This window comes from Mycobacterium sp. NGS15 (assembly GCF_059813245.1).
In genome coordinates this window covers 244,097-269,394 of record NZ_JCALEF010000007.1, presented here as the reverse complement: position 1 = coordinate 269,394, position 25,298 = coordinate 244,097, and the positions used below count along the sequence as shown (strand labels likewise).

Below are 25,298 nucleotides of genomic sequence, written 5' to 3'. Positions count from 1 at the left end.
ATCGTCCACGTGTGCCCGGAGTAGCACGCTGCGCATCGCTCTGCGCGGTGGTCCTGTTGATTCTCTGCGGGGGTTGTCGAGCACGCCCTGTCGCACCGTCCGACGATGTGCGCACAGCGATTCAGGCATTGCTGACCCGCTACTCCGAGGCGTTGCGCAGCCACGACGACACGGCATTGCGTGCCGTGCTCGCACCCGACAGACCCGGGTTGATCGCGGCTCAGCGGCGGGTGCAGGAGAATCTCTCGGGGCTGAAGACGGACACCTTCGAGTACCGGCTGGCCGCCGAAATTCCGGCCGATCCTGTTGCCTTGCAACAGCAATGGAGACTAGACGCCGCTCTGGTCTACGCGGTCAGCGGCGTGGACAAAGTCGCTGTCCGGCGTCCCGTCACGGTCGGTGTGCGGCGCGACCATGACGCCTGGCGGTTGTCCGACGCCGGCGCGGTCGCCGTGCCCTGGCAGTTCGCGCCGGTCGTGGAGACGCGGAAGAGGGCAGGGGACCGGGACATGGTGGTGCTCGGGCACCCCGGCTCGGCGGTGGCGCCACGACTCGTCGATGAGATGGCTGGTGCGCTGGCATCGCTGTCGGAGTTTTGGGGCCCGCGCTGGCACGTGGGGGTGCTGCTGATCGCGGCGCAGACCGATGCCGAGTTCGCGGCGCTTGTCGGAGGCGAACACACCGGCGGAATAGCCGCCGCCGCCGTTGCCGACCGTGTCGATAACGGAGTCGCCGTGGGGCAGCGGGTGGTCTTCGCGCCCGGCTCGGCAGCACTCCCGCCGGATCAGTTCCGTGTGGTGCTGCGCCACGAGCTCTTCCACGCTGCGGCCCGCACGGTCACCGGCGACCATGCGCCCCTGTGGCTGGTGGAGGGGGTGGCCGACTACAACGGGCGCCGCGGTAGCGGCACCCCGTTCCGGAACGCCGCGCCCACGTTGGCGAGTTCCCTTGCGGCGGGCCGGGTTCCGGACCACCTACCCACCGATGAGGACATCGACGGTCCGGGGCCCCGCCGCACACAGGCGTACGAGGAGGCCTGGTCGGTGGCGCAATACGTAGCCGAGGCCTTCGGTGAGCCCAAGCTTGTGCAGCTGTACCGCTACGGGGCCGATCGTGCGCCAGGCCCGCAAGGCACGGCGATCCAGCGGGCATTGGGCATCGACGAGGCAACGCTGGTTCGGCAGTGGCAGAGCTGGCTCGGCTCTCGTCCACTACGGTAGGCCCAGTACGGTAGGTGCTGTGACCTTTCAGCCTGGCGGCCAGCGACGACGGATTCTGTTGGTCACCAACGATTTTCCACCCAGGCCCGGCGGTATCCAGTCCTACCTGCAGGAGCTGGTGATCCGGCTGGCCGGATCGCATGAGGTGACCGTCTACGCGCCGCGATGGAAAGGGTGCGAGCGTTACGATGCCGCCGCCGATTACCAGGTGGTGCGCCACCCGACCTCGCTGATGCTTCCGGGCCCCGGTGTCCGGCAGCGCATGGTGGACCTCATCAGATCGCAGCGCTCCGATGTGGTGTGGTTCGGCGCGGCCGCGCCGCTGGCGTTGTTGTCCTCGGCGGCGAAGGCGGCAGGGGCCGCGATGACAGCAGCCAGCACGCATGGGCACGAGGTGGGCTGGTCCATGCTTCCGGTGGCGCGGTCCGCGCTGCGGCAGATCGGGGACAACACCGATGTGATCACCTATGTCAGCCGCTACACACGCGGTCGCTTTGCCGCGGCATTCGGTCCGCAGGCCGCACTCGAACATCTGCCTGCCGGTGTCGATACCGGCAGATTCCGCCCGGACCCGGGGGCACGCGAAGAGCTGCGGCGGCGCTATGGGCTCGGCGATCGGCCGACCATTGTGTGCGTCTCCCGGCTCGTTCCGCGCAAGGGTCAGGACATGCTGATCGAAGCGCTGCCGGCGATCCGCGAGCACGTGGACGGCGCGGCGCTGGTGATCGTGGGTGGCGGGCCGTATGCGGAACCGTTGCGTGCGTTGGCCGCTCGGTGTGGCGTCGACGAGCATGTGGTGTTCACCGGCGGTGTGCCGTGGGAAGAGCTCCCCGCCCATCACGCGATGGGCGATGTCTTCGCGATGCCTTGCCGTACGCGCGGGGCGGGTCTCGACGTGGAGGGCCTGGGAATAGTGTTCCTGGAGGCGTCGGCCTGCGGAGTTCCGGTGGTCGCCGGAAACTCCGGGGGCGCACCGGAAACCGTGCGCGACGGCGAGACAGGATTCGTCGTAGATGGGAGATCGGTGCCCGCGATCACCGATGCGCTTGTCCAGATCCTGTCGGAGCCGGCGCGCGCCACCGCGATGGGGTCGGCGGGGCGCACCTGGGTGACCGAACAGTGGCGCTGGGACCACCACGCAGCCCGGTTCGCCGAGTTGGTCAGCGGCTCCGCCTAAGCTCCAGGGGTGGACCCTGCAGAACATGCGCGGCACACGCGCGAGGTGTACGACCGGCTGGCACCTGTCTGGTCAGCGACGACCGATGACGGGCCCTTCAACGGACTGCTGGAGCGGCCGGCGCTGAGGTCGCTGGTCCCGCGTCCGCTGAAAGGCATGGCGGTCTTGGACGTCGGATGTGGTTCGGGTGCCCAGTGCGCATGGCTTCTCGACGAGGGCGCCGACGTCACCGGCGTGGACCTCAGCCCGATGATGATTGAGCAAGCCCGTCAGCGCTGTGGCTCTCGGGCCAACCTGATGGTTGCGGATATGGCCGAACCTCTGCCCTTCGAGCCGCAGTCATTCGACGGCATGACATGTTCGCTCGCCTTGCACTATCTGCGTGACTGGCAGGTGCCGCTCACGTCCTTCGCGCGGATTCTGCGCCCGGGTGGTTGGGCGGTTATCTCGCTGGATCACCCCTTCGGCGCCCCGTTGCCCGATCAGCGCGACGGATACTTTCAGCGCCAGCTCGTGAGCGATAGCTGGACGAAAGCGGATGTGCAGGTGACTCAGCACTTTTGGAGACGCCCACTTGCGCAGGTCGTCGACGCGTTCGCCGAGGCCGGATTCGTCGTCGAACGGATTGTGGAACCGCGGCCATCCCCGGAGGCAATCCTGCGGTATCCCACGGCGCTGCAGAATGTCGTCGACTCACCCAGTTTTATCGTGTATCGACTGCGCTACTCGGGTGCCCCCGAGTAGATCGCGTCGATGTCCGCCGCGAACTTCTCGGCAACCACGTTGCGCTTCACCTTGAGCGTCGGCGTCATCTCGCCGGTGGCCTCGGTGAAGTCAACCGGCAGGATCCGGAACTTCTTGATGGCTTCGGCATGGGACACAACCTGATTGGCTGCCTTCACGGCGGTCTCGACCTCCGCGAGGAGGTCGGGATCCTGGACCAGATCGGCGACGGTGGCGCTGGCGGGCTTGCCGTTGCGCTGCTTCCAGCCGTCGATGGCCTCGGGGTCGATCGTGATGAGAGCGCCGATGAACGGCTGCTTGTCGCCGACGGCCATCGCCTGACTGATCAATGGGTGAGCGCGCAGCTGATCCTCCAGCACCGCCGGTGCGACGTTCTTGCCGCCGGCGGTGACGATGATTTCCTTCTTGCGGCCGGTGATCGTGATGAAGCCGTCCTCGTCGATCGCACCGAGGTCGCCGGTGTGGAACCAGCCGTCCAGGATCGATTCGCTGGTGGCGGTCGCGTTGTTCCAGTACCCGCTGAACACGACTCCACCGGACACCAGTAGTTCACCGTCCTCGGCGATCTTGGCGGCATTACCGGGCAACGGCCTTCCGACACTGCCGATTTTGAGCCCGCCGATGACATTCACCGCGCAGGCCGCTGTCGTCTCGGTGAGGCCGTAGCCCTCGTAGATGGTCAGGCCGACGCCGCGGTAGAAGTGCCCCAATCGGGCACCCAGCGGGGCTCCGCCGGAGATCGATGCCACGCACTCACCGCCGAGCGCCGCGCGTAGCTTGCCGTACACGAGCTTGTCGAAGGCCGCACGCTTGGCACGCAACACGATGCCCGGGCCGCCGTTGTCCAGCGCCTGGCTGTATTCGACGGCGGTATCGGCGGCGGCATCGAAAATCTTTCCCTTGCCGTCGTTCTGGGCGTTCTGACGAGCGGTGTTGTACACCTTTTCGAAGATGCGCGGGACCGAGACGATGAAGGTCGGCTTGAAGATCCCGAACGTCGGCACCAGGGTCTTGATATCGCTGGTGAAACCGACACTTACCTTGGCCTGGAAGCAGGCCATCGCGATACCGCGCGCCAACACGTGAGCCAACGGCAGAAAGATCAGCGTTCTGCTGCCCTTCTGCAAGTAGTCGGGGAAAACGGCACGCGCACCCCGGGTTTCGTACACCAGGTTGGAGTGGGTGAGCTGGCAGCCCTTGGGGCGTCCGGTAGTTCCCGAGGTATAGATGAGCGTCGCGGGATCCGTTGCCTTGATGGCGTCGAGTCGGCCGGTGAGCTCGGCGGGGTCCACGCCGGCACCCGCTGCAGCGAGCTCGTCGAGGGCCGCGGGCGCACCCGAACTGGCGATGTGGAAGACGGTCCGCAGATTGGGCAGTTCGGGCGCGAGTCCTTCGGCGATCGTGGCGTGGGCATCGGATTCCACGAACAGCGCGACCGCCGCAGAATCCTGCAGTACCCACCGGACCTGATCGGCCGAAGAAGTCTCGTAGATGGGCACGGTGATGGCGCCGATGGAGAGAACCGCGTAGTCAATGATCGTCCACTCGTAGCGTGTCGCCGAGATCAGCGCCACACGATCGCCGGGCAGCACACCCTTGGCGATCAGACCATTGGCCACCGCACGGATCTGCGCCGCAGCCTCCGCGTAGGTGACGGGTGTCCAGGTGCCGTCGACGAGACGTGAGAATGCCGCCTGGTTGGGGTCTTCACGCTCGTAGTCGTAGACGGCATGAACAACCGACGCGTTGTCCTCGACGGTGAACGGGGCAGGGACGCTGAACTCTCGCACGGGCTCAGACTAGTCGTGGCCTTGAGATCGTCGAAGGCGTTGCCGCATTTCCTTCGGCAGCGAGGCTTAAGCTTGTCCGCGATGAACAGCATTCAGGTCGCCGACCAGACCTTTATCGCCGCAGATCCCGCGGATATCGGCCGCGCCATCTCCAACCCCGTGGATTGGCGCCGTTGGTGGCCTGATCTGCAGCTCAACGTCGTCGAGGAACGAGGCGAGAAGGGCATCCGCTGGACGGTTGCCGGGCCTGTCACCGGAACGATGGAGGTGTGGCTCGAGCCCGCGCTGGACGGCGCGATTCTGCACTACTTCCTGCACGCTGAGCCCACCGGCGCCAGCGCCGCACAGGTGGCCAAGCTGAATTTGACCAAGCTCAATCATGCCCGTCGCATTGCCGGGAAGCGGTTCGCCTTCGTACTCAAGCAGCGGCTCGAGGCCAGTCGGCCGATCGGCGAATCGCGGGTGCCGCAGACCTGATCAGGTAGCGGCGAGCACGATCACCGGGATGGGACGGGAAGTTGCCCGCTGGTAGGCGCTGTAATGCCCAGAGTTGTTGGTGTCGGCTAACTTCCACAATCGCTCGTAGTCGGTGTCACCAGGCAGCAGGGACTTCGCCCGGACGCGGCGCTTGTGCCTGCCCAGCTGCACCTGTACGTCCGGATGTGCCTTGAGGTTGTGATACCAGGCGGGATTGCGCCGGGCGCCGCCGTTCGAGGCCACTACGACGAGATTGTCGCCATCCTTTGCGTAGGTCAGCGAGTTGATGCGCTGCGCTCCGCTCCTGGCGCCGATAGAGGTCAACAGCAGGCTGGGGGCCATCCCCGGAACATGATGACCCAGATAGCCTTTCGATGCGATGTAGATGCTCTGGTGCACACCGAGCACCTTGGCCACCAGACGGCTCATGGGCGTCTCTCCTTCGCGCGGCTGCGGCGAAATGCCAGGATGGGAGTATCCGAGCGCCAGGGAGAAGGGTACCGTCTGTCAGGTGGCTGAGAAGACTACCCAAACGATTGCCATCGATGCCGAACCCGGCAAGGTGATGGCGGTGATCGCCGATATCGGCGCCTACCCGGAATGGGTGTCGGAGTACAAGGAAACCGAGGTGCTCGACACCGACTCCCAGGGCAGGGTCAAACGTGCCCGGTTGGTGCTGGACGCCGGTGTCCTCAAGGACACGCAGGTCCTGGAGTACGTGTGGTCTCCGGATGGCCGCAAGGTCACCTGGACCCTGGCGGAAAGTTCCCTATTGCGTTCGCTGGAAGGGACATACCTTTTGGCGCCCAAGGGTTCTGGCACCGAGGTGACGTATGAGCTCGCGGTCGACCTTCAAATTCCGATGATCGGAATGCTCAAACGTAAGGCCGAACGCAAGATCACCGATTCCGCGCTCAAGGATCTGAAGAAGCGAGTCGAATCTGACCGCTAGCGACGTCGACGCGACGCCGCGCCCAGATGTCGAATCGCCGTTGACAGCCACCATCGGCCTTTTCGTCGGCAAGGGGGGCGTGGGTAAGTCGACGCTGGCCGGTGCTACCGCGGTGCGGTATGCGCGTGCCGGCCAACGGGTGCTCGCGGTATCCACCGATCAGGCGCATTCCCTTGGCGACGTTTTCGGCGTCCGGGTCGATCCGTCGCCCGGTGCTCATTGTGTGCGGGTGCTGGAGGACCCTTACGGGGGACAGCTGGACGTCATGGCTCTGGACACCCTGGGTCTGCTGGAGCGGCGTTGGGGCGGCATTGCCGAGACGATCGCCGGACAGTACCCCGAATCGGATATCGGATCGCTTGCGCCCGAAGAGCTTTCCGCGCTGCCGGGTGTCCAGGAGATGCTTGGGTTGCACGAGGTGCAGCAGCTCGCCGAGACGGGCGAATGGGATGTCGTCGTGGTCGACTGCGCGTCGACGGCCGACGCGTTGCGCATGCTGACGCTGCCCGGAACCTTCGCGATGTACCTGGAACGGGCCTGGCCGCGGCATCGCCGACTCGGCGGTGTCGGTACGCCTCGCGCGCAGATTCTGGCTGAACTGCTGGAACGCATTGCGGCATCGGCGGATCGGCTCGCGGGTCTGCTGTCGGACGCCGAGCGGGTGGCAGCGCATCTGGTGCTGACCCCCGAGCGGGTGGTGGTGGCCGAGGCCATCCGTACCGTGGGAGCGCTGGCGCTGATGGGTGTGCGCATCGATCAGGTGATTGTCAATCAGGTTCTTATCCAAGATGATTCGTACGAATACCACAATCTTCCCGCACACCCGGCGTTTGACTGGTACATGCAGCGCATTGCCGATCAAGCCGCGGTTCTCGACGAGATGGGGGAGGCGATCGGGGACGTGGAGATGCTGTTGGTGCCGCATCTGCCACGCGAGCCCATCGGGGCGGAGGCCCTCGGTGAACTGGCCGAGGCGGTGCGGCGGCGCGACGGAGCTGCGCCCCCGGCACCGCTGGGCACCGTCGTCGAGCATGAATCCGGATCCGGAGCGGACACCGTCTATCGGCTAAGGCTAGAGTTACCGCAGATCGACCCGGCCACGTTGAGCCTCGGCCGGGTGGGAGATGACCTGGTCATCGGTGCAAACGGGATGCGCCGGCGGGTCCGGCTGGCCTCCGTGCTGCGGCGCTGCGTGGTTGTCGATGCCCGGCTCGTCAGTGGCGAGCTGACCATACGGTTTAGAGCGGATCCGGAGGTGTGGCCGACGTGACGGGTACCCATCCGGAGCTCGGTCCCGAGCTGCGGGCGTTGGCCGCCTCCATCCTCGACATGCTTGATCCGGCGCTGCGGCAGGCGGCTGCCGGGAGCGGCAGCGACGGAGGGGTGCCCGGAAAGTGCAACCAGCTGTTCTGCCCGGTCTGTGCGCTGGCGGCCCTTGTCGAGGGCGAACACCACCCGCTGTTGGCCACGATCGCCGAACACAGCCTCGCGCTGGTGATGGTGGTGCGCGCGATGTTGGAGACCGAGGGTGCGGGTGGCCCCGACGATCCCGACGGCCCTGATGGTGGTGGGCCCGCCCATGAGTATCGGAGTCCGTTCCCGCCTCCGCCGCCGAGCTCGCAATCGACTGGCTACCAACCCATCCCGGTCGATATCGACGAGTAACGAGCGCGATCGAGCACCCCGGACCACTTCTGGGACACTGTGTCCCACCTATCCTCGGTGCTGAACACATCGGTGCCGTCGGGTCCATCCCGGGCACGGTCGTGCGCGGGACCTTAGACAGTCCACGGAGATTCGCCGTCGCCGAGGGTAAGCTCGGCGCCAGCCCTGTGCTGCTCACGGGGATCGGGAGAGGATGCGCGATGTTCTATTGGCTGCTGAAGTTCATCTTCATGGGGCCGATCCTGCAGCTGATGGGCCGACCGAAAGTCGAAGGTCTGGAGAATGTCCCGTCGTCTGGGCCGGTAATCCTGGCAGGCAACCACCTCGCGGTGGTGGACAGCTTCTATTTGTGCCTAGTACTGCGCCGGCGGGTGACCTTCCTGGCCAAGAGTGAGTACTTCACCGAGCCCGGGTTCAAGGGCTGGCTCAAGAAGGTGTTCTTCAGCGGCGCCGGCCAGGTGCCGATCGACCGGGCCAGCGCCGACGCCGCCGAGAATGCGCTGAACACCGCCAAGCGGTTACTCGGGGAGGGCAAGTTGCTGGGTATTTATCCGGAGGGCACGCGGTCCCCGGATGGACGCCTGTACAAGGGCAAGACGGGACTGGCGCGCATGGCGCTGGCCACGGGGGTGCCTGTGATCCCGATCGCGATGGTCGGCACCAACGTGATGAACCCGCCGGGAACGGCTCGCTGGCACTTTTCCAAGGTCACCGTGAAAATCGGCAAGCCACTGGACTTCGCACGCTTCGACGGGATGGCCGGAAACCGCTTCATCGAACGCGCGGTCATCGACGAGGTGATGTACGAGCTGATGCAGCTATCCGGTCAGGAGTACGTCGACATCTACGCGGCCGCGCTCAAGGAGAGCACCGGCAAGCCCACGGAGTCCTCCACGCAACCCGACCGTATCCCGGAGAGCGCCGCCGGTTAATCGGGGGTCCGTGCATCTTTCCTGCATCTGACGTGGCACCTCGCCGCGGGGCGTGGGTCAGCTATCCGTGCCGCGACCGCTAGTCTTGAGGCCACCGGCGGGAGAACTGAGAGATGCGAGGGCCGTGCCGAATTCAATAAACGAAACCACTATCACGGACCGCGGCGCCGCTCGCCGAGTTGCCAGATGGATCACGTGGGGTGGCCCGCTCGTCCTCGCCGTCGCGCTGTTGCTGCACGCGGTCGTCTTCATTCACTGGCCGACGTATGCGCTGCAGATCGACGTATTGGTTTATCGATTCGGCGGCACCCGCGTATTGGACGGGCTGGATCTGTACTCGATCGGGCGCAACGGCGAGATCGACGATCTGCTGTTCACCTACACACCGTTCGCGGCATTGGTATTCACCCCGCTGGCCTTCATCACCGACTTCACGGCGCAGATCCTGTCGCTCGTGGTGTTCCCGGCGCTGCTCGTCTACTCGGTGTGGCGCATGCTGGCCTGGCTGAATGTCTCTGCGAAGGCCGGGCTATGGGGGCTGTTGGCCCTCTTGGTCGGGCTGGTTTCGTGGTTGGAGCCGGTCCGGCTCTCCATCCAGCTGGGTCAGATCAATCTGCTGATCCTGGCCGTCGTGGTGACGGACATCCTGGCTCCTAAACGGTGGAAGCTGGCCGGGATCGGAATCGGGATCGTGGCCGGCATCAAGCTGACCCCGATGATCTTCATCGTCTTCTTGTTCCTGGTGGGACGGATTCGCGCGGCCGTCGTCGCTACCGTCACGCTGATCGGCACCATCGGTGTGGGCTTCATATTCCTGCCGTCCGCATCGCACTACTACTGGGTGGACCGCGCCTTCGAGAAGATCAGCCGCATCACGCGCGATCCCACCGCGAGCACCAGCATCAGCGGACTGTTCCTCCGATTGAACCTGTCGGCCGGGACCGCCACGGCACTGTCGGTACTGGTGATCGTGGCGAGCCTGGTGGTCGCGGTGCTGGCCTACCGGCGCGATCAGCTGCTGCTGGCCATCTCCATTGTGGGCATGGCATCGGCGGCGGCCTCGCCGTTCAGCTGGAGCCATCACTGGGTGTGGTTCGTGCCGTTGGTCGTCCATCTCGCTTACCGCGGTTACGTGCTGGGTAAGCGGGCCTCCGCTATCACGATGTGGGCATTCTGTGCTGTGTTCGCGGCCTGGTTCACCAGCCTGAGCGGCAAGACACCGGACTCCGGCGCGTTGACGCTGCGGCCCGGTGGTGTGCTGAACGACGTGATCCCCAGCTTGTATGTGTTCGTCCATCTCGGGGTGCTCGTGGCCAGCTGGATATGGCTGCGGCGCGATCCGTCGGGCGTGAACGATGGTGCGCGCGAAGACGAGCCGACAGAGGCCGACCAGCTGGCGCCGGCCTCGCCGGCGCACAACTAGGCGGCATGCGTGCGGTATTTCTACGACACCGAGTTCATCGACGACGGTCAGACCATCGAGCTCATCTCCATCGGGATGGTCTGCGAAGACGGTCGCGAATACTACGCCGTCTCCACCGCCTTCGACCCGCAGCGGGCGGGCCCGTGGGTGCGTCAGCATGTGCTGCCCAAGCTGCCGCCGCTATCGTCCCCGCTGTGGCGGTCCCGCGGGCAGATCCGCGACGATCTGGCCGAGTTCCTGGGTCTGAACGGTGGGGCTTCGAGCGACCCGATCGAACTGTGGGCGTGGGTGGGCGCCTACGACCATGTGGCGCTGTGTCAGCTGTGGGGGCCCATGACGGCGCTGCCGCGGCCGGTGCCCCGCTTCACCCTCGAACTCAAGCAGTTGTGGAACCAACTGGGCCAGCCCGCTGTGCCGAAACGGCCCGCCGACTCGCACGATGCGCTGGTCGACGCCCGCTACAACCTGGCCCGCTACCGCGCGATGGTCCCGCCGGGCTGATCACTGGGCGTCCCGGGTAAAAATCCGCTGGTAAGGGGCGGTTAAGATGGGTTCGTGAACTGGACAGTCGACGTCCCCATCGACCAATTGCCGGAGCTGCCGCCGCTTCCGGCCGATCTGCGTGCGCGCCTCGATGCCGCGCTGGCCAAGCCTGCTGCTCAGCAGCCGAGCTGGCCCGCAAATCAGGCCGCTGCCATGCGGACCGTGCTGGAAAGCGTGCCCCCGATCACCGTCCCCGCGGAGATCCAGCGTTTGCAGGGCCAGCTGGCCCAGGTGGCACGTGGTGAGGCCTTCCTGCTGCAGGGCGGAGATTGCGCCGAGACCTTCGCCGATAACACGGAGCCGCATATCCGTGCCAATATCCGCGCACTGCTGCAGATGGCGGTGGTGCTGACGTACGGGTCCAGCATGCCGGTGGTGAAGCTGGCGCGTATCGCCGGTCAGTACGCCAAGCCGCGCAGCTCGGACACCGACGCCCTGGGACTCAAGTCCTACCGCGGTGACATGGTGAACGGTTTTGCCCCCGATTCCGCATTGCGCGAGCACGACGCGTCGCGCCTGGTACGCGCCTACGCCAATGCCAGCGCCGCGATGAACCTGGTGCGTGCCGTGACCGGCTCGGGCTTGGCCTCGCTGGCCCTGGTGCACGACTGGAACCGCGAATTCGTCCGGACCTCGCCCGCGGGTGCGCGATACGAGGCGCTGGCCTCCGAGATCGACCGTGGCCTGAAGTTCATGAGCGCCTGCGGCGTGGCGGATTCGAACCTGGACACCGCCGAGATCTACGCGAGTCACGAGGCACTGGTACTCGACTACGAGCGGGCCATGCTGCGCCTGGCCGAGGACGAGAACGGCGAGCCAGCGCTGTACGACCTGTCGGCCCACTACCTCTGGATCGGCGATCGCACGCGGCAGCTCGATCACGCGCATGTGGCCTTCGCCGAGATTATCGCCAACCCGATCGGGATGAAGATCGGTCCGACGACCACGCCCGATCAGGCCGTCGAATACGTGGAACGTCTTGACCCGCACAACAAGCCGGGCCGCCTCACGTTCGTCTCGCGGATGGGCAACTCCAAGGTGCGTGATCTGCTTCCGCCGATCATCGAGAAGGTGCAGGCGAGCGGCCATCAGGTGGTCTGGCAGTGCGACCCGATGCACGGCAACACCCACGAGTCGCCCAGCGGTTACAAGACACGGCATTTCGATCGGATCGTCGATGAGGTCCAGGGCTACTTCGAGGTGCACAACGCACTCGGCACGCATCCGGGCGGTATTCACGTCGAGATCACCGGCGAGAACGTCACCGAATGTCTTGGTGGGGCGCAGGATATCTCGGATGACGACCTGGCCGGTCGTTACGAGACGGCATGCGATCCGCGTCTGAACACCCAGCAGTCGCTGGAGTTGGCGTTCCTTGTCGCGGAGATGCTCCGGGACTAGAGCAGGTTGGTGATGTTGGCGCCCAGTGACCAGCATCCCGCGGCCACCGAGCTGGTGATGATGAGAACGATCACCAGCCACATGAAGATCGCGCGGCGGCTCTGTTGGCGTTCGTACCGGTAGTCCGAGTCCTCGATATCGGCGAAGAACGCCGATTCGTCGGACTCGCTGTCGAATTCCCTGTCGAACTCCCTGTCGAATTCGGGTTCGTACGCGGGCACCGGGTCCATCATCCGTGTGGGGTTGGGCACCCGGGGGCGCGGCGCGGCGCTGGGGCGTGGAGCGACACCCAGAGCGGCCGCGGCCGAGGCGGTGTCGGCGGCATCGAGATCACGGGCCGGGGCGGCGTCCGTACTGCCGCCGGTCTCGATCAGCCGGCTGCGGTATAGCTGTTCGGCGACATGCTGTTTGGAATCCCGGGGCGCGGGCACCCGGAAGGACGGCAGGTGCAGCTCGGCGGCGATGGCCTCGAGTTCGGCGCCCATCTGTGCGGCGTCCGCGTAGCGCGCATCCGGGTCGCGAGAGGTGGCTCGCAGCACCAGCTCGTCGAACTCCTCCGGAATACCGTCGATCGCCTCGCTCGGAGCCGGGACATCACGGTCGATGCGTTGATAGGCCAGTGCCAATGGCGTATCGCCGGTGAATGGTGTTGAGCCGGTGAGTAGTTCGTACATCAATATGCCCGCTGAATAGACATCGCTGCGGGGGCCGGCGGAGCCGGTACGCACCTGCTCGGGGGACAGGTAGGCCGCGGTGCCCAAGATCACGCTGGTCGAGGTTATCCCGGCTTCGGCGACCGCACGGACAAGCCCGAAATCGGCCAGTTTGACCTCCCCGTCATCGGAGATCAAGACGTTCTCGGGTTTGACGTCACGGTGCACCAGCCCCGAGCGGTGTGCGACCGCCAGTCCGCCCAGCAGCGGGTTGAACACCGCGGCTACCGCATGGGGCGGCATGGGCCCGCGTTCGCGCAGCAGCTCCCGCAGAGTGCCCCCGTCGATCAGTTCCATCACCAGGAACGGGTGCCTACCGTCCATTCCCTGGTCGAACACGGCCACCAGGCCCGGGTGACGCAGTCGCGCGACGGCCCGGGCCTCGAGCCGGAATCGTGCGAGAAACCCGGTGTCGGAGGCGTAGCGGCTGTCCATCACCTTGACCGCCACCGGGCGGTCCAGTCGGGTGTCCAGCCCGCGGTACACGGTCGACATCCCGCCCGTCGCGATCGGGGTCTCGATGCGATACCGACTGTCGAGCACCGCGCCGATCATGGGATCGAGGCGGCCGGTCGGGGACTTGGGCGATGTCATCGCATCGATCGTATCGACTGATGCGGGAACGCCCCGTCGTCAATGTCGCTTGTCGAGTATTTCGCGGAGAGAGTTGAGCATGGGCCCGGCCCCCGAAAACAGCATCGTTCGCCACTGACGATGCAGGGGGATGGCAGGGTCGAACCGGCTGTAGGTAACGCGGAGCCGGGTGCCGCCGGGCTCCGGGAGCAGGTTCCACCGGGAGGTCACTTCGATCCCGGGTGCGGTCAGCACCTGCTCGATGTGCTCGCAGGGCACCACGCTGGTGTAGGTGGTGCGGAGCACGCCATCGAATCCGACCGCGGGCTGCGGGTGGGTGATGAGGACGCGGGTCTCGCCGACCTCGACTGGGGCATCGTTGACTTCTTTTACCTGTGAGGCGGTGAGCTCCTGGGAGACGAGAACATCCCAGACCTTCTCGACGGGGTAGGGGTAGTACTCGCTGTGGGTGACCGATGTCGGATCGCCGGAACTCGTCACGATCGGAAGGTTACGCGCGTCACCACACCCGGAGGACACTTTTGGGCGACGGCGGCCCATGGGACGACTAGCGTCATTCGTTATGAGCGCAATTCCCTACGTCGCCGACACGCTTGACGCCGATGAGCCGTTGTTCTCCCTCAAGGAGGTGGCTACGCGCCTGCGGGTAACGGTGAGCAAGGTTCAGCAATATCTGCGAGACGGTGAGCTGATCGCGGTGCGGCGAGATGGCGAAATCAAGGTGCCCGTCATCTTTTTCAGCCCCGAGGGCCCCGTGGTGAAGCATTTGTCCGGGCTGCTGTCGGTGCTGCGCGACGGGGGATATCACGAACCGGAAATCATGCGCTGGTTGTTCACCGGTGATGAGTCGCTCACGGTGACCAGGGACGGCACCACCGAACGTATCGAGGCGGCCCGCCCGGTCGATGCGCTGCACGGCCACCAGGCACGCGAAGTGCTGCGGCGGGCGCAGGCCATGGCCTACTAGGAGGCAGGTGCCGGAGTGTCGGCTTCGGCAGGTTCGGGTTCGTGGGACTCCGGCGCGGTGTTGATCATCCGCCACGCGATCGCGGCACAGGTGGCCGCGATCAACACGTGGATCCACACGTACATGCCATGGGAGCCATCGGGTTTGAAGATCACCATGATCCAGGTGGAGAACCCGGCGATGGCGGCGATGGCTGCGCGCGATTGCAGTAGCGGCGCCGCGATGGCCAGCGGCCACGTGTAGTACCAGGGCAGCGCGGCCGGCGCCATGAGCACCACGATGACCATCGCCCACAGGGTTCCGAACATCGCGTCGCGTTCGTCGTGCCGGTGTCGCCACCAGACCACGGGCAGACTGACGGCGATGACCATGACGCCGATGATGCGGGTGGTTTCCAGAACGGCATCGAAGTTGACGGTGACAAACAGTCCGGCGAAGACGTTGATGATGTTGGCGACGGCGGTAGGCACCGTCAACCAGTTGATGATCTTCACCGAACCGGCCAGTGCGGTCAGCCATCCGAGGCCGACGCCGGCGATCCAGGACAGCACCGCGAACACCGCGACCACGATCGCGACCGAGGCCGCCGATGCCATCGCGAACGCGGTAACCGGGCGGCGTTGCGGCGAGCCCTCGTCGGCGCTCTGGACGAGTCGGCGCATCCAGATCCACACCAGGAAAGGCAGTGCCAGTCCGGCGGTGGCCTTGACGGCGACCGCCAATGCGACCACCGATATGCCCCACCCATGATGGCGCTCGAGCACGAGGGCGATGCCTGCCATCATGAGGCCGACCATCAGCATCTCGTTGTGCACGCCACCCATGAGATGGATGATTACCAGCGGATTGAGCACGCAGATCCACAATGCCTTGCTGGCGTTGGCCGAAAGGCAATGGGCTACGCGGGGTGTGGCCCACACGAGCAGTGCCAGCCCGGGCAGCATGCACAGGCGCAGCAGCATGGTTCCCGCCACCACATCGTCTCCGATTATCTGGGTGACGAACCGCGCGATGAGGATGAACAGCGGGCCGTATGGCGCGGTGGTCGTGGACCAGATCGGACTGACGTTCTCCAACAGCGGGTTCGGGTTTTCGACCGGGCCGACCAGATACGGGTCGAAGCCATCGCGCAGCAACGCGCCCTGGGCAAGGTAGGAGTACGCGTCCCGGCTGAACACCGGCACGGACGCCAGCAGTGGCAACAGCCAGCATGGAATGACGATCAGGAGAGACTCTTTGGTGACCTTGCCCGCGATCACGTGCCGACCCAGCCCGAGCCATGCCAGCAGCATCAGGACCACCCCGAGCCACATGCAGATCGAGGACACCACCAACCCATGGCCGAAGCGCAACCAGGACAGCCCGACCGATTCCAGTAGCGGGTCGTGTTGCCGGGTGCTGCCCGCGCCCAGTCCGCCGATGGCGATAAGAATGGCGCCACCGAATCCGGTGACGGCCGCGCGTCCGGCAGGGGACCGCAGGAAGGCATCCGCCCACCCGGCACTGGGTTGGAGTGCCGCAGGTTCTGATTCTGGTTTTGGTTCCAGGGGAGGCTCCACGGCCTTAGACGATGTACTCACGTGATCATGCGCTCCGGTTGGACACCAATCGGACCAGGTCTGACAACGCGGCACGGGCATCGTCGGCGATGTCGGCGCTTGCCAACTGGTCCAGCGCGCGGTGTGTGTGCTCTTCGATGCGCGATTCAACCGCGGCTAGGGCGCCCAAGTCGACTATGAGTGAACACATTTCAGCAACTTGCTGATCGGTGAGTGGTGTACCGATCCAGGAGTGCAGCATGTCCTCGGCGGCGCCGTCGCTGATGCGTGCCAGCCGCAGAGCCTCGGCCAGCAGCACGGTGCGCTTTCCGGAACGCAGATCGTCGCCGGCGGGTTTCCCGGTCACCTTGGGGTCCCCGAAAACCCCGAGCACGTCGTCGCGCAGCTGGAACGCGATGCCGATATCCAGCCCGACGTCGCCAAGGAGTCCTGAGATCTCCGGGTTCCCGGCCGCGATCGCGACGCCCAGTTGCAGTGGTCGCTGCACGGTGTAGCCGGCGGTCTTGAAACGGATCACGCGCATGGCGGTTTCGACGGACTCGTCGCCCGAGGATTCGGACAAGATGTCCAGATATTGGCCGCCGAGCACCTCGCTGCGCAGGATTGACCACACACTCCGCGCCCGTGCATGTGCCTCCGGCGACAGGCGTGCTCCGACCACCATGTCATCGGCCCAGGTAAGCGCCAGATCACCGAGGAGAATCGCAGCCGAAATGCCGAACTGGTCGGCGGAGCCGGACCAGCCGTTCTCGCGGTGCAGGGCGGCGAACTCGATGTGGATGGTGGGTTCGCCGCGACGGGTGGCGGAGCTGTCGATGACGTCGTCATGGATCAGCGCGCAGGTGTGCAGCAGTTCGAGCGCGGCACATACCCGCAGCACTTCCGGGTTCCACGGGTCGGGGTCGTCGGTGACCGCTCGCCAGCCCCAGTAGGCGAACGCCGGGCGCAGCCTCTTGCCGCCGCGCAGCACAAACCGGTCGAGAGCGGTTATCGCATGCTCGTAGCTCGGCCCGATATGCGCGGTGTGCTCGCGGCATTCGGCCAGGAACTGGCTCAGTTGGTCGCTCACCGCATCGATCAGGTGCCGGGCGTTGGCAGCGGCTACGTTGACACTCAGCGGGGCGTCCTTTCACGGTGCGGTAATTGCTCCCGGATGCTTACAGAGTCTCCGAGAGTGAGCTCAGCCTAATCCCACCTATCCTGAACAGGTGACAACTCACCCGCTCGACCATGACGCACCGGTCGCCGAGCTGCAGAATCCGGAGTCGATCGCCGATCGACTGGCCGCGGTTCAGCCCGGCGATGTCGCGTTCTCGGTGGAGTTCATGCCGCCCCGCGACGAGGCGGCTGAGGCTCGGTTGTGGCGGGCAGCAAGAGTTTTCGAGCGGTATCAGCCGGTGTTCGTGTCGGTGACCTACGGTGCGGGCGGTTCTACCCGTGATCGCACGGTGCGGGTCACCGGTGAGCTGGCCGAGAACACCACCTTGCTGCCGGTTGCGCACCTGACCGCCGTTGGGCACACCGTCGGCGAGCTGCGCGCCATGGTGGGGGCATACGTGGACCGGGGCATCACCAATATCCTTGCCCTGCGCGGCGATCCGGCCGGAGATGTGAATGCGGAATGGATTCCGCACCCAGGCGGCCTGACCTACGCCGAAGAGCTGGTGCGGCTGGTTCGTGACCTGGGTGATTTCCATGTCGGCGTGGCCTCTTTCCCGGAGGGCCATCCGCAGGCGATCGACCTGGAACGCGATACAGCCAATCTGGTGAACAAGCTGCGGGCGGGGGCCGAGTACTCCATTACCCAGATGTTCTTCGATGTCGACGACTACCTGCGGCTGCGCGATCGGGTGGTGGCCGCCGATCCGGAACAAGGCGCCAAGCCGATCGTCCCGGGGCTGATGCCCATCACGTCGCTGCGGTCGGTGCGCCGGCAGGTCGAGCTTTCCTCGTCCACGCTGCCGGCTGCGCTGGAGGAACGGCTACTGCGGGCGGCCGGAGGCGGTCCAGAAGAGAACCGCGACGAGGTTCGCAAGGTCGGTGTCGAGCTCACCACCGCGATGGCCGCCCGGCTGATCGCCGAGGGCGTTCCGTGCGTGCACTTCATGACCCTCAACTTCGCGCGGGCCACCTCCGAGGTGCTGGAGAACCTCGGAGTGCGGGTTACTCCGGGAACTGGTCGGGCGTAAACCGCGGAGACTGGTCACGGCCCAGCCAGGCCAAGGAGGCAACGAGGGCGCCGACCAGCAGCGCCGAGATCGTCACGAAGATCGCGGCTCCGTTGAACGAGCGGGTGCTGGGATCGGTGTAGCGAGCGGTCGCGCTGAATGTACTGACCACGCCGGGCGTGAGTTTCCATTGCACGGCGTCGGAACCGAGCGTCTCCCCGTTGGTCGATTCGATATCGCCGGGAAAGGAAATAGCCAGCGACACATCGGCATTTGAGGTGTCTTCCAGTGCGGTGAGATCGGCGCGGCCTTCCAGTACGACCACATCGCCGTTACGCCGCAGGGTGAGATCGAACCCAGCGGCGTTCTTGTTCATCCCGGCCAGCTGAGGGACTTCCGCGAAGGTCAGATCGTTGAAGATGGCACGCGACCCCACCATGCCGTTCTCCTCGTACTCGCTCACCTGAACCTTCTGGGCGAACGACATATTGCGGTCGAGCTGAGGGCCTTTATCGTCCTTGCCCTGCGGTTTAGCGACAGCGATCAGTTGCCCGGAGACGTGATCGTCGGTGGTGACGGTCATCGAGGCCTTGACTCGCACGCATCCCGACAGCAGCGGCAGCGTCGTCAACAACAGCACGGCGGCGATGCGCGCCACCCGCCCTGGGCTGCGATGAGCCGCTCGCGCGAAGAGCATGGGGCTAGTCATCGTGGCTCATCGTGCCAGACGGTGGATATCTCCGGCTGCCGATATCCGGGCTCCAGCGGCAAAGGCCGGCCCAGCACGGCGAATCGCCTGGGATCTCCCGCGAACTGATGCTGCCGGATGACATCGGTAAATCCGAGCCGCCGGTACAGCCGCCATGCCCGGTTGGACTCGCCGGTGATCTCGGGGGTGGACAACAGGACGTGCGATTCGGAGCGTCCCGCCAGCAGCCGCCGCGCCAACGCCTCGCCGAAGCCGTGGCCCTGAAGTCCGGGGTCGACGTGCAGCTCCGTCAGCTCGAAGTACTGGTCGAGCAGGGCGCTGACGCGGTCGCGCGACAGGCCCGACTTACGCAGGCCCTGGCTGACTTGTTGGTGCCACCACTGGTCGGCGGCACCGCGGTAGCCGTACGCGATCCCGACGATGCGTGCCTGGTCCATCAGCCCCTCGTCGGGTCTGGTGATATCGGACGAGGGAGCCGCTGGAGCGTCAAAGATGGCCGCAGCCTGCCACCCGCGTCTGCGGCTGTGCTCCAGCCACATGGGAGCGCGCTGATCCTCGGTGCCATGCGGATAGCCCATGGCGATGACATAGACACGAAGCGCTTCGCTGAGCCTGCGCTGCATATCGCGTTGCGACAAGTCGGCCAGGAATGTCGTCAACGTGCGTCCTTTTGGTTTCCGTGTGGGCTTCGTGTGTACCGCCCGGGTTTATCACGCTCTGCCCAGTCCTGGGTGCTGTCGCGGTTTTCGCCGGGTCCGTCGGCGCGCCGCGTCGTGGGGGTTGCCCGGCAGGCCTGGCTGGGAGATTGGTGGGTGAACCGGGTGGTATAGCGGGTATTCACCTCGTATTATGAACGTGAGGGTGTTGTAACCGCGGCACCCTTGATAAAACGACACGACATACTCAACCGGTTGCGATGCGCCAGAGGGAGGGACCGATGCCACTCTCCGAGCACGAGCAGCGCATGCTCGACCAGATTGAGAGCGCGCTGTACGCGGAGGATCCCAAGTTTGCGTCCAGTGTGCGCGGAGGACGCCTGGGTGCGACCACAGGCCGCCGTCGCCTGCAGGGCGCGGCGCTTTTCTGCATCGGATTGGCCATGTTGGTGGTCGGTGTCGCCGTGCCCGCCACCCAGATTGGAAACTTCCCGGTCCTGAGCGTCATCGGATTCGTGGTGATGTTCGGCGCGGCGGTCTTCGCCATCATTGGCAGCCGGCGCTCTGAGGCAAGTGCTGCGGGGCAGGTGGGTCCGGGTGGGGCCAGCGGTCGCACCCGCCGCCCCCGTGCCGCCGGAACGTTCGCACAGCGTATGGAAGAGCGGTTCCGCCGCCGTTTCGACAACTGACAAACATCATCTAACGCAGCTCTAGATCACAGACCCGCGCAGTCCGCGTGGGTCTGTTGCTGTGTGCGTTGCTGCCTGAACGGCCCCACCCCGCCGCCACCCGCCGCGGGGTGACCGCTCGCAAGCCCGTTCGCTCGGGCAGGCCAAATCGTTATCAACTCGTCTGGATGCGGGTGCCCCACTGGTCCCCACTGGGTTGACCTGGGCAAACAGTATGTCAGTGGCCTCTGTCGGCCCGATGGTGGGTGCATCGTGGGGAGACACGCGGCAAATCATATTCAAAGTGGGGGATTGTGGGGTAAAGTGGCGCCTATCGGAGGGAAGGGTAGCTCCGAAGGGTTTGGCAGGGAGGTGTCGAGGTGTTTCTCGGTACCTACACGCCCAAGCTCGACGACAAAGGGCGGCTGACATTGCCCGCCAAGTTCCGAGACGCATTAGCGGGAGGGTTGATGGTCACGAAAAGCCAGGATCACAGCCTCGCCGTGTATCCGCGGGCCGAGTTCGAGCAGCTGGCACGCAAGGCCGCGACAGCTTCTCGGAGCAACCCCGAGGCCCGAGCCTTCCTGCGTAACCTGGCCGCGGCCACCGACGAACAGCATCCGGATGCGCAGGGGCGCATCACCCTGTCCGCCGACCACCGGCGGTACGCGGAATTAGCCAAGGACTGTGTCGTCATCGGATCCGTTGACTACCTAGAGATTTGGGATGCCGCTAAGTGGCAGCAGTACCTGGAGGAACACGAAGAGAACTTCTCGGCGGCCAGCGATGAATCTCTCAATGGCATCTTCTGAGCGAGCCCGCGCAGCGCGGCCTCTGTCCGATACGGCCCTGGCGTACTTCCCCGACGCCAGGTTCGCACCATCGGGCAGGGACCGGGCTGCGCGGTTTCCTTGCACCTACCAGCGCTCCCACAGGGGCATCTCCCGCCCCCACAGGGGCGTTTCTCGCTCCCGGAGGGGTGTCGCCGTGTCTGACAACAATTCTCGAGCCGGATTCGGCCACATTCCGGTCATGCTCGAACGCTGCTATGAGCTGCTCGCTCCGGCGCTGACCGCCCGGTCCGCGGACGGATCTGGTGCCGTTCTCGTCGATGCCACCCTGGGTGCGGGCGGGCACACCGAGCACTTCCTCTCCACGCTGCCGGGCCTCACGGTCATCGGTCTCGATCGCGATACCAATGCCCTGGATATCGCCCGGGCGCGGTTGGCACCTTATGGGGCGCGATTCGCGGGAGTGCATACCCGCTACGACGGCCTGGCCGATGCACTTGACGGGTTGGGTTACCGCACAACGTCTTCAGTTGACGCGGTGCTCTTCGATCTGGGTGTGTCCTCCATGCAGCTCGATCAGGCCGAACGCGGTTTTGCCTATTCGGTTGACGCTCCGTTGGACATGCGGATGAACGCGCACGACGAACTGACCGCCGCCGACATCCTGAACACCTATTCGGCGGCAGAGCTGGCCAGGGTGCTCAGCAGGTTCGGTGAGGAGCGCTTCGCACGCCGCATCGCCGACGAGATCGTCCGGCGCCGCGCCGTCGAACCCTTCACGCGCAGCGGGCAGTTGGTTGAGCTGCTGTACGCCGCCATCCCCGCCGCCACCCGTCGTACCGGCGGCCATCCCGCGAAGCGAACCTTCCAGGCCCTTCGGATCGCGGTGAACGCCGAGCTCGAATCCCTTGCCGCCGCGATACCTACCGCGATGGCAGTGCTGCGCCCCGGCGGTCGTATCGCGGTCATGGCCTACCAGTCGCTCGAGGACAAGATCGTCAAGGCGGAGTTCGCGGCCGCCATCGCGTCCCGGTCGCCCATCGACCTGCCGGTCGAGTTACCCAGTGACGCACCGGAGTTTACGGCGATCACTCGTGGCGCCGAACGCGCGGACGATGCGGAGATAGAAGTCAATCCACGCAGTGCACCAGTGCGGTTACGTGCAGTCGAACGAGTTGCGGATAGGAGGAGAGCATGATTGGGGTGCGCAAGAAGGCTGATGAGGCCCCCAAGAAGGCCAATCCCGCCAAGCCCGCCAAACGTCGGGGTGCCGCACCCAAGACGACCGGAGCCGGTCCTTCTCCGCGCCCACGCCGTTCCGCTCCGCAGACCATGCCGATTCCGGTACAGCGCAAGCCTCCCGAGAAGATCCGTCCGGCAACCAGTACCCAACAGGCGAAGGCTCGCGCAAAGGCCCGTAAAGCCAAGGCACCCAAAGTCATTCGTATACCGCTACGCGAGCGGATTCTCAGCCGCCTAGCTGAGGTGGACCTGCGGCCACATGTGTGGATCGCCAAGGTCCCGTTCGTCGTGCTGGTCATCGCCGCTCTCGGTGTCGGCCTGGCCATCACGCTCTGGTTGTCCACCGATGCCGCGGAACGCTCGTACCAGCTGGGCACCCAACGGCGCACCAATGAAGAGCTGCTGCAACGCAAGGAAGCCCTTGAGCGCGATGTGCTGCGCGCGGAATCAGCACCGGCGCTCGCCGATTCGGCACGCGATCTCGGCATGATCCCGTCGCGTGATATCGCGCATCTGGTGCCGGACCCGCAGGGCAACTGGCTGCTGGTGGGTGCTCCGAAGCCCGCGGAAGGGGTTGCGCCCGCACCGCTGAACTCCGTGATCCCTGATGACGCCGATGCTGTTCCGAAGGCCGGCAATTCGGTCGAGGTGCCCGTACAGCTGCCGCCCGTGCCGCCGCCGGTGGCCGTGGTGCCGCATATGGCCCCACCGGCGGTCGTGCCTGCACCGGTGGTGGAGGCTCCCGCCGGACAGGAACCCGGACAGGCGCCGCCTGCGGCTCCGGTGCCCGCGCCGATCGCCGCCGCGCCGATCGCCGCCGCGCCGGATCCCGCTGCCGTGATACCGCCGCCCGTGGCCGACGCGCCGCAAGCATCAAATATCGCGAATTCTCCAGTTACCGGGGAACAATTCATTCCCGTGGCAACAACGAGTCCCCAACCGGCGACGTGACCCGGGAGGATCGCTCCCGGCCGGTCGGCGCCCGTCGGACCCGACGGCCGGTCGCTGCCATTTCGCGGACAGCCGGATTCGCCTTTCGGCACCGGACGGGCAATATCATCATCTTCCTCACGCTCGCCATCGCCGCCGTCCAGCTGTTCACTCTGCAGGGGCCGCGCGCCGCGGGTCTGCGCGCCGAGGCCTCGGGTCAGCTGAAGGTCACCGAAACCGAGAAAGCGTTGCGCGGCACCATCGTCGACCGTGTGGGCAATAAACTGGCCTTCACCATCGAGGCGCGTGCTCTCACCTTCCAGCCGAAGAAGATTCGCGAACAACTCAACAAGGCCTGGGAGAAGAGCCAGGAGATCCTCAAGGACCCCGGGAAGAGCGACGCCGATAAGGCCAAGGCGGCGAAGATACGGTCCGTCGAGCCCGAGCGGCGGCTGCAGGATATCGCCAATGGAGTATCGGCCAAGCTGGGCAACAAGCCTGATGCGAAGAGCCTGTTGAAGAAGATCCGCAGTGATGACACCTTCGCATACCTGGCACGTTCGGTCGATCCGGCCATCGCCGCCGAGATCATCAAGGAGTTCCCTGAAGTGGGGGCCGAGCGGCAGGACATCCGCCAGTATCCTGGCGGCTCGCTGGCCGCCAACATCGTGGGCAGCATCGACTGGGAAGGTTACGGTCTTCTGGGGCTTGAAGACTCGCTGGACAGCGCGTTGGCGGGCAAGGACGGCGCCCTGACCTACGACCGCGGTTCTGACGGTGCGGTGATTCCGGGCAGCTACCGCGACCGCCACAATGCCGTCAACGGATCCACTGTCGAACTCACGCTGGACAACGACATTCAGTTCTACGTGCAGCAGCAGGTCCAGCAGGCCAAGGACTTGTCCGAGGCGCGAAGCGTGTCCGCGGTGGTGCTCGACTCCAAGACCGGTGAAGTTATGGCGATGGCCAATGACAACACCTTTGACCCGTCACAGAACCTCGGTAAGCAGGGCAATCGCGAGATGGGCAATCTCTCGGTCTCCTCACCGTTCGAGCCCGGATCGGTCAACAAGATCATCACGGCGTCGGCTGTCATTGAGAACGATTTGTCCAATCCCGATGAGGTGCTGCAGGTTCCGGGCTCCATCAACATGGGCGGCGTCACGATTCGCGATGCCTGGGCGCACGGCACGGTGCCATTCACCACCACCGGAGTCTTCGGAAAGTCTTCCAACGTGGGCACGCTCATGCTGGCACAGCGCGTCGGCCCGGAACGTTTCATGGACCTGGTGGAGAAGTTCGGCCTGGGGCAGCGCACCGGTGTCGGCCTTCCCGGCGAGAGCTCCGGCATCGTGCCACCGATCGAGCAGTGGTCGGGTAGCACCTTCTCGAACCTGCCCATCGGTCAAGGCTTGTCGATGACACTGCTGCAGATGACCGGTATGTACCAGGCCATCGCCAACGACGGGGTGCGGATGCCGCCGCGCATCGTCAAAAGCATCACGGCGCCCGATGGCACCCGTAAAGAAGAACCGCGCCCCGAGCCGGTGCAGGTGGTCAACGCGGGGACCGCGCGCACCGTCCGGAACATGCTGCGCGCGGTGCTGCAACCGGATGCGCGCGGTATCCAGAACGGAACCGGATCACCCGGCGCGGTCGAGGGCTACCAACTGAGCGGCAAGACCGGCACAGCCCAGCAGATCAATCCCGCCTGCGGGTGCTACTTCGACGACGTGTACTGGATCACCTTCGCGGGAATCGCCACTACGGACGACCCCCGTTACGTCATCGGCATCGAGATGAACGCGCCGAAACGCAGCTCCGATGGAACCCCGCATATGTCGGCGGCGCCGCTGTTCCACAACATCGCGTCCTGGTTGATGCGACGTCAAAACGTGCCACTATCACCCGATCCCGGACCGCCGCTCATTCTGCAGGCGACCTGAGCCGATCCTCATCGGGTCACGGGCGTCCGGC

The 25,298-nt window shown here is 65.5% G+C and carries 26 protein-coding genes; 18 read left to right on the top strand and 8 right to left on the bottom strand.

Annotated features, from left to right (window positions below):
• The first annotated feature begins 56 nt into the window (after positions 1–56).
• From AC5Y5C_RS22130 to AC5Y5C_RS22120, 3 genes are read left to right on the top strand one after another with little or no spacing between them, the layout of a single operon-like run.
• Positions 57–1,220: a hypothetical protein gene (locus AC5Y5C_RS22130; RefSeq protein WP_499976771.1), complete on the top strand. Its 1,164-nt coding sequence runs from the start codon at positions 57–59 to the stop codon at positions 1,218–1,220.
• A 19-nt stretch (positions 1,221–1,239) separates the two neighbouring features.
• Positions 1,240–2,397 (top strand): glycosyltransferase family 4 protein, encoded by a 1,158-nt coding sequence (locus AC5Y5C_RS22125; protein ID WP_499976497.1) that lies wholly within the window; start codon positions 1,240–1,242, stop codon positions 2,395–2,397.
• Positions 2,398–2,406: 9 nt separating this feature from the next.
• Positions 2,407–3,141 (top strand): class I SAM-dependent methyltransferase, encoded by a 735-nt coding sequence (locus AC5Y5C_RS22120; protein ID WP_499976495.1) that lies wholly within the window; start codon positions 2,407–2,409, stop codon positions 3,139–3,141.
• Here the strand turns inward: AC5Y5C_RS22120 and AC5Y5C_RS22115 are convergent.
• Complete coding sequence (locus tag AC5Y5C_RS22115) at positions 3,120–4,931, bottom strand: AMP-dependent synthetase/ligase (protein ID WP_499976494.1); 1,812 nt, start codon at positions 4,929–4,931, stop codon at positions 3,120–3,122. The two genes, AC5Y5C_RS22120 and AC5Y5C_RS22115, sit on opposite strands and share 22 nt — an antisense overlap.
• A gap of 81 nt (positions 4,932–5,012) precedes the next feature.
• On the opposite strand from AC5Y5C_RS22115, the gene AC5Y5C_RS22110 reads away from it, so the two are divergent.
• A complete protein-coding gene (locus tag AC5Y5C_RS22110) occupies positions 5,013–5,408 on the top strand; it encodes a polyketide cyclase / dehydrase and lipid transport (protein ID WP_499976492.1) in 396 nt (131 codons plus the stop codon).
• Here AC5Y5C_RS22110 and AC5Y5C_RS22105 read toward each other — a convergent pair whose 3' ends face one another.
• Positions 5,409–5,837, bottom strand: coding sequence for a nitroreductase family deazaflavin-dependent oxidoreductase (locus tag AC5Y5C_RS22105; RefSeq protein WP_499976491.1), 429 nt, complete (start codon positions 5,835–5,837; stop codon positions 5,409–5,411).
• 82 nt (positions 5,838–5,919) lie between these two features.
• Between AC5Y5C_RS22105 and AC5Y5C_RS22100 the strand changes: the two genes are divergently transcribed.
• The 7 genes from AC5Y5C_RS22100 to AC5Y5C_RS22070 all read left to right on the top strand — a co-directional run bounded on the left by AC5Y5C_RS22100 (position 5,920) and on the right by AC5Y5C_RS22070 (position 12,324).
• Positions 5,920–6,360: an SRPBCC family protein gene (locus AC5Y5C_RS22100; RefSeq protein ID WP_078291639.1), complete on the top strand. Its 441-nt coding sequence runs from the start codon at positions 5,920–5,922 to the stop codon at positions 6,358–6,360.
• Positions 6,350–7,630, top strand: coding sequence for an ArsA family ATPase (locus tag AC5Y5C_RS22095; protein WP_499976770.1), 1,281 nt, complete (start codon positions 6,350–6,352; stop codon positions 7,628–7,630). The genes AC5Y5C_RS22100 and AC5Y5C_RS22095 overlap by 11 nt, the downstream gene beginning before the upstream one ends.
• Positions 7,627–8,025, top strand: a complete 399-nt coding sequence (locus AC5Y5C_RS22090) for a hypothetical protein (RefSeq protein WP_499976489.1) — start codon at positions 7,627–7,629, stop codon at positions 8,023–8,025. Before AC5Y5C_RS22095 ends, AC5Y5C_RS22090 begins: the two co-directional genes overlap by 4 nt.
• 200 nt (positions 8,026–8,225) lie before the next feature.
• Positions 8,226–8,957 carry a lysophospholipid acyltransferase family protein gene (locus tag AC5Y5C_RS22085; RefSeq protein ID WP_499976487.1) on the top strand — a complete coding sequence of 244 codons (732 nt, stop codon included), beginning with the start codon at positions 8,226–8,228 and terminating at the stop codon, positions 8,955–8,957.
• A gap of 124 nt (positions 8,958–9,081) precedes the next feature.
• Positions 9,082–10,380 (top strand): glycosyltransferase 87 family protein, encoded by a 1,299-nt coding sequence (locus AC5Y5C_RS22080; protein WP_499976486.1) that lies wholly within the window; start codon positions 9,082–9,084, stop codon positions 10,378–10,380.
• A gap of 9 nt (positions 10,381–10,389) precedes the next feature.
• Positions 10,390–10,881 (top strand): polyadenylate-specific 3'-exoribonuclease AS, encoded by a 492-nt coding sequence (locus tag AC5Y5C_RS22075; RefSeq protein WP_499976484.1) that lies wholly within the window; start codon positions 10,390–10,392, stop codon positions 10,879–10,881.
• A 54-nt stretch (positions 10,882–10,935) separates the two neighbouring features.
• A complete protein-coding gene (locus AC5Y5C_RS22070) occupies positions 10,936–12,324 on the top strand; it encodes a class II 3-deoxy-7-phosphoheptulonate synthase (RefSeq protein WP_499976483.1) in 1,389 nt (462 codons plus the stop codon).
• Here AC5Y5C_RS22070 and AC5Y5C_RS22065 read toward each other — a convergent pair.
• Together AC5Y5C_RS22065 and AC5Y5C_RS22060 are read right to left on the bottom strand one after the other, a co-directional pair.
• On the bottom strand, positions 12,321–13,631 hold the full coding sequence (locus AC5Y5C_RS22065; RefSeq protein ID WP_499976482.1) for a protein kinase domain-containing protein: 1,311 nt from the start codon (positions 13,629–13,631) through the stop codon (positions 12,321–12,323). The two genes, AC5Y5C_RS22070 and AC5Y5C_RS22065, sit on opposite strands and share 4 nt — an antisense overlap.
• 39 nt (positions 13,632–13,670) lie before the next feature.
• Entirely contained in the window at positions 13,671–14,111 is a 441-nt protein-coding gene (locus AC5Y5C_RS22060) for an SRPBCC family protein (protein WP_499976480.1), read from the bottom strand.
• 82 nt (positions 14,112–14,193) lie between these two features.
• Here AC5Y5C_RS22060 and AC5Y5C_RS22055 point away from each other — a divergent pair, with 82 nt between their 5' ends.
• The gene (locus AC5Y5C_RS22055; RefSeq protein WP_078311815.1) at positions 14,194–14,598 is read left to right on the top strand and encodes an Rv2175c family DNA-binding protein; all 405 of its coding nucleotides are present in this window, start codon (positions 14,194–14,196) and stop codon (positions 14,596–14,598) included.
• On the opposite strand, the gene AC5Y5C_RS22050 is transcribed toward AC5Y5C_RS22055, so the two are convergent.
• Both AC5Y5C_RS22050 and AC5Y5C_RS22045 read right to left on the bottom strand, forming a co-directional pair.
• Positions 14,595–16,238, bottom strand: coding sequence for an alpha-(1->6)-mannopyranosyltransferase A (locus AC5Y5C_RS22050; RefSeq protein ID WP_499976479.1), 1,644 nt, complete (start codon positions 16,236–16,238; stop codon positions 14,595–14,597). The genes AC5Y5C_RS22055 and AC5Y5C_RS22050 overlap by 4 nt on opposite strands.
• Positions 16,183–17,226, bottom strand: a complete 1,044-nt coding sequence (locus AC5Y5C_RS22045) for a polyprenyl synthetase family protein (RefSeq protein ID WP_499976477.1) — start codon at positions 17,224–17,226, stop codon at positions 16,183–16,185. Before AC5Y5C_RS22045 ends, AC5Y5C_RS22050 begins: the two co-directional genes overlap by 56 nt.
• A gap of 139 nt (positions 17,227–17,365) precedes the next feature.
• Here AC5Y5C_RS22045 and metF point away from each other — a divergent pair, with 139 nt between their 5' ends.
• Positions 17,366–18,346: a methylenetetrahydrofolate reductase [NAD(P)H] gene (gene metF / locus AC5Y5C_RS22040; RefSeq protein WP_499976476.1), complete on the top strand. Its 981-nt coding sequence runs from the start codon at positions 17,366–17,368 to the stop codon at positions 18,344–18,346.
• Here the strand turns inward: metF and AC5Y5C_RS22035 are convergent.
• Together AC5Y5C_RS22035 and AC5Y5C_RS22030 are read right to left on the bottom strand one after the other, a co-directional pair.
• On the bottom strand, positions 18,321–18,983 hold the full coding sequence (locus tag AC5Y5C_RS22035; protein ID WP_499976768.1) for an LppM family (lipo)protein: 663 nt from the start codon (positions 18,981–18,983) through the stop codon (positions 18,321–18,323). The genes metF and AC5Y5C_RS22035 overlap by 26 nt on opposite strands.
• Before the next feature lie 47 nt (positions 18,984–19,030).
• Positions 19,031–19,693: a GNAT family N-acetyltransferase gene (locus tag AC5Y5C_RS22030; RefSeq protein WP_499976474.1), complete on the bottom strand. Its 663-nt coding sequence runs from the start codon at positions 19,691–19,693 to the stop codon at positions 19,031–19,033.
• A gap of 278 nt (positions 19,694–19,971) precedes the next feature.
• Between AC5Y5C_RS22030 and AC5Y5C_RS22025 the strand changes: the two genes are divergently transcribed.
• The 5 genes from AC5Y5C_RS22025 to AC5Y5C_RS22005 all read left to right on the top strand — a co-directional run bounded on the left by AC5Y5C_RS22025 (position 19,972) and on the right by AC5Y5C_RS22005 (position 25,267).
• Positions 19,972–20,379 carry an SCO2097 family morphological protein gene (locus AC5Y5C_RS22025; protein WP_499976472.1) on the top strand — a complete coding sequence of 136 codons (408 nt, stop codon included), beginning with the start codon at positions 19,972–19,974 and terminating at the stop codon, positions 20,377–20,379.
• Between the two features lie 359 nt (positions 20,380–20,738).
• Entirely contained in the window at positions 20,739–21,170 is a 432-nt protein-coding gene (gene mraZ / locus AC5Y5C_RS22020) for a division/cell wall cluster transcriptional repressor MraZ (protein WP_499976470.1), read from the top strand.
• The gene (gene rsmH, locus AC5Y5C_RS22015) at positions 21,145–22,347 is read left to right on the top strand and encodes a 16S rRNA (cytosine(1402)-N(4))-methyltransferase RsmH (protein ID WP_499976468.1); all 1,203 of its coding nucleotides are present in this window, start codon (positions 21,145–21,147) and stop codon (positions 22,345–22,347) included. The genes mraZ and rsmH overlap by 26 nt, the downstream gene beginning before the upstream one ends.
• Positions 22,344–23,342 (top strand): cell division protein FtsL, encoded by a 999-nt coding sequence (gene ftsL / locus AC5Y5C_RS22010; protein ID WP_499976467.1) that lies wholly within the window; start codon positions 22,344–22,346, stop codon positions 23,340–23,342. Before rsmH ends, ftsL begins: the two co-directional genes overlap by 4 nt.
• On the top strand, positions 23,339–25,267 hold the full coding sequence (locus tag AC5Y5C_RS22005; RefSeq protein ID WP_499976465.1) for a peptidoglycan D,D-transpeptidase FtsI family protein: 1,929 nt from the start codon (positions 23,339–23,341) through the stop codon (positions 25,265–25,267). The genes ftsL and AC5Y5C_RS22005 overlap by 4 nt, the downstream gene beginning before the upstream one ends.
• Positions 25,268–25,298 lie beyond the last annotated feature (31 nt).